The following is a 3,752-nucleotide window of genomic DNA, read 5'->3' as shown; positions in this document are numbered from 1 at the left end:
TGGTCGCTGCGCGGGGCGCGTCCATCCGGCTGCGGACAAGGTTTTCGACGAGGATCGGCACGAAAGCCTGGATCGGTGCATCGATGAACTGTTGAGCGGTCTCCTCGCACCACCGCATGATCTCGGCGGCGCGCCGGGGGTCGCCGCGCCCCTCGTGACGGGCCAACCGGGCCGCCACCTCGGTCACGGATCGGGCAGCGGACCGCTCGGCCGGGTTATTCACAGCGATACCAGCGTCGGCGCGTTCTGATGCCGCGTCCAGTTCTTGTCGGGCAACCTGTTCGCTGGCGTCGGGTGGGATGACGAGCAGTGCGATGTGACGACCCTCCCCGATCAGGATGACACTGTTCGGCTCATCGGAGGTCACGCCCTGCAACTGAACTGTGAGGCCGGCGATCTCGACCTGCGACGGCGTCTCCGTCCACGCATCGCGGTGGTAGCCCACCACGCTGACCTGCCCCAGCCGGTCGGACAACCTCGCAACCAGGCCCGGCAGCTCGACAGCTAACCGCGTTGATCGCGGCCACCAGGTTCCGTCGAGGCGCGAAGGCGGTTCGGGCTTGAGCGCCAGCCGCGGCTCGCTCTCAGCATCGACTACCGGCCCGCTGACTCGCGGATCGTCGTCCATCGCCAGGTTCCCTTCCGGTCGGCGGGAGACTGCGCCGAAACGACACCCACGCAGATAACCGACGCGTGCGCCGATACCGCTGCGCGAAACGCCAATGTATCCAGCCCCGGTAACGGCAGCGTAGCCACGCAGTAAACAACGCAGGCCGGACATCAGAGGCCTGCGGGAAACTTGCAGCTCAGCGGTCCGTTCCGGTCGCCCGCACCGGTCGGACGTTGCCAGATAGCGTCAGGCCGGGCCGTGGGGACTGTGGGCGCCTACCCGTCCACGTCGGCGAGGGTGGTGACGGTGGCGGCGTGATCCCTCCCCTCCTTCCAGAATCCGCGGCACCGCTCGGTGCTCATCGGCCCGCCGCGCGCGCATCGACCTGCAATCCTCGCCGACACCAGTTCGGACCACCCCGGCCCGAATGCCACGCAGGGATTGCAATGCGGCCAAGTCAGCTAATTCGCCCTACGAGGACTTTGGGTGCAATGACCAGCGCCCGCCCGAATCCGTCGATATCGCCGTTGCGACGTTTCAGTACGTCGAGACTTCTTCCTCCGGCGGCAGAGTCCCGGTCACCTGAAAGACGACCCGCCTGCCGACCTCGACGGCGTGGTCGGCGAAGCGCTCGTAGAAGCGGCTCAGCAACACCACGTCGACAGCGGCGGAGATCCCGTGCTTCCACGCGTCGTGATCCATCAGCACGGTGAACAGGTGCCGGTGCAGGTCGTCCATGGCGTCGTCTTCTTTGCGGAGGCTAGCGGCCTTCTCAGGATCGCGGGACAGCAGCACCTGCTTCGCGCTGGTGCCCAATTCAACTGCCACCCTGCCCATTTCGGCGAAGCAGCCATTTACTTCCTCGGGCAGCGCGTGCAGTGGGTGCCGCCGCCGCGCGATCTTGGCCACATGCACGGCCAACGCACCCATGCGGTCCACGTCGGCAGCGATCTGGATCGAGCTGACGATGGCCCGCAGCTCACCGGCCACCGGCTGCTGCAGCGCCAGCAGCGCGAAGGCGCCCTCCTCGATGCGGGCGGTCATCGCCACGATCTGCTCATGGTCACTGATTACCTGCTCGGCCAGGCCAAGATCAGCCTGCAACAGGGCTTGAGTTGAGCGCTGCATCGCCACCCCGGCCAGCCCACACATCTCGCCCATCTGTGTAGCCAGTGCAGCCAACTGCTCATGGTAGATGGTCCGCATGGCTATGGCCTCCCGTTACTTGTCGCCTACATGGCCGGTGTTGCATTGCCGTGCCGCCTATCGCCACCGCACGACCTGTCCGGGCGGCCGCCTACCCGCGGCTTGTGGAAGATGGGGGCAAGTATTCCCGGCGTGTGCGGCGATCGCCGGGTATTTCACCAGAAAGCCACACGTGGGTCTCCGAGTAGACACCTATAGCGGGATCATCTCCCCTACCTCGTGCCCCAGGAACCGTGGACTTCGGCAGAAAGTAGCTACCGGCGCCTCAACTGCGGCCATATTGTGGTGGCAAACCTGGCGGATATGGGCCGAGAGTGGTGCATCTCAACCTGTTTCGGGTTGGGAACTCCTGGGTCGGCTTTGACGACCGGCCGGGAGACCACGGCGAAGTGCTGCAGGGTAGCCGTGGCGAGTGGGCGCTACGGACGGCGCCGGCAACCGCCGCCTATCCGAACGCGGTGCCGCCGTGGATGGAGCTGCTGAAGGCGGATCTGAACAAGACCTCCATGGCGGAGGCCATCGCGAAGTGGGACGCACTGGACCTGGAGAACGCCGCCGCCGAGCGCGGGATGATCGGCTCCATGTGCCGCACCCCCGAGGAGTGGTACACCCACCCGCAGGGCGAGATTCTGGCGCGCACTCCGATGATCGAGATCGTCAAGATCGGTGACAGCGAGCCCGAACTGCCGCCGCTGGTCGATCCGTCCCGACCGCTGTCGGGTATCAAGGTCGCCGCCTTCACCCACGTCATCGCCGGGCCCAACACCGGGCGGACCCTCGCCGAGCAGGGCGCCGAAGTCCTGCACATGGCGCGGCCCGAATACGAATACGATGCGCTGCTGCAAGACACCCACCTGGGATTTCGGTCCACCTGGGTGGATCTGGCCCAGGACGCCTACAAGGCGAAGGCCCTCGAGGTCCTCAAAGGCGCCGACGTGATGGTGGAGAACTTCCGGGGCAGAAAGATCGCCGACCTCGGCCTGTCCGCCGAGCAGGTCGCGTCGGTCCGCCCCGGCATCATCTACACGTCCCTGCGCGCATTCGGCTGGGACGGCCCCTGGGAGCGCCGGGGCGGGTTCGACATGGACGCCAACTGCACGTCGGGCTACGCCGTCCTGGAGGGCTCCGAAGAGCAACCGTTACTGCCGCCGACGGTGATCCTCAACGACTACCTCGCCGGCTACCTCACCGCCATGGGGGTCGTCGCCGCGCTGATCCTGCGCGCCCAACACGGCGGCAGCTACCACGTCCGCTGCTCCCTGACCCGATTCTCCATGTGGTACTCACAACTGGGGGTGTTCGACCCGGCCTATGTGAAAGAGACGATCGAAAAACCGGACCACAAACCCATTTTGGACGGCGGCATCTCATTCACCGGCGCCTACGGCAAGCAGGTCCACCTCGAACCCGGCATCACGTTCTCCAAGACCCCGGGACACTGGAACGTGCCCGGGCATCCGGTCGTCGCACCCCGCGGGTAATCCGAGCCCGAATGGCTCGGGTACTAGCCCGGTCACGCGGGGGTCTGGCCGCCAGCCGCGCGCTGTCCGGACGCGAGGGGTGACAAGCGGGTGTTCTTCGCGGTGGGCGCCCACCAGGCCACCACCCGCCTCTGCGCGCGGGTGCGGCGACGTAGAGCACCCGCAGCTCCAGCGTCTCGCGTCGGTCAAACTCGGTGCCAGCAGGTCGCTGACCATCGACTGGTAGACCCTCCCGGCCGACGAAACGAGATCTACGTACCAGCGGTCGCGTCGGCGCTCATCACGGTCGCCCTGACTGCTGCTGACTGCCTCTTAGGAATCGCGCAGTAATTAATTGGGTTTTTCTGTTTGGTTGGTCGACACTGGTGGTATGACGCTTGCCGTTGTGGACTCCGATCTGGCCGCCGCCCGTTTGTCGTTGATCCGCCCGCATCTCGACGAGCGGGCGTGGCGGT

General features: G+C 66.2%; 3 protein-coding genes. 1 reads left to right on the top strand and 2 read right to left on the bottom strand.

The features are described 5' to 3' along the window. On the bottom strand, positions 1-781 hold a 781-nt coding region (locus tag VET27_RS24750), incomplete at its 3' end, for a DUF5994 family protein (protein ID WP_526522447.1). Between the two features lie 366 nt (positions 782-1,147). After that, positions 1,148-1,816 carry a phosphate signaling complex protein PhoU gene (gene phoU, locus VET27_RS24745; RefSeq protein WP_526522445.1) on the bottom strand — a complete coding sequence of 223 codons (669 nt, stop codon included), beginning with the start codon at positions 1,814-1,816 and terminating at the stop codon, positions 1,148-1,150. Between the two features lie 389 nt (positions 1,817-2,205). Here phoU and VET27_RS24740 point away from each other — a divergent pair, with 389 nt between their 5' ends. Continuing rightward, positions 2,206-3,297: a CoA transferase gene (locus VET27_RS24740; RefSeq protein ID WP_526522443.1), complete on the top strand. Its 1,092-nt coding sequence runs from the start codon at positions 2,206-2,208 to the stop codon at positions 3,295-3,297. Positions 3,298-3,752: the final 455 nt, after the last annotated feature.

Source organism: Mycobacterium sp. (genome assembly GCF_035633495.1).
Lineage (GTDB): Bacteria > Actinomycetota > Actinomycetes > Mycobacteriales > Mycobacteriaceae > Mycobacterium.
The sequence above is the reverse complement of the archived record's forward strand: the minus strand, read 5'-3'. Positions and strand labels throughout refer to the sequence as shown.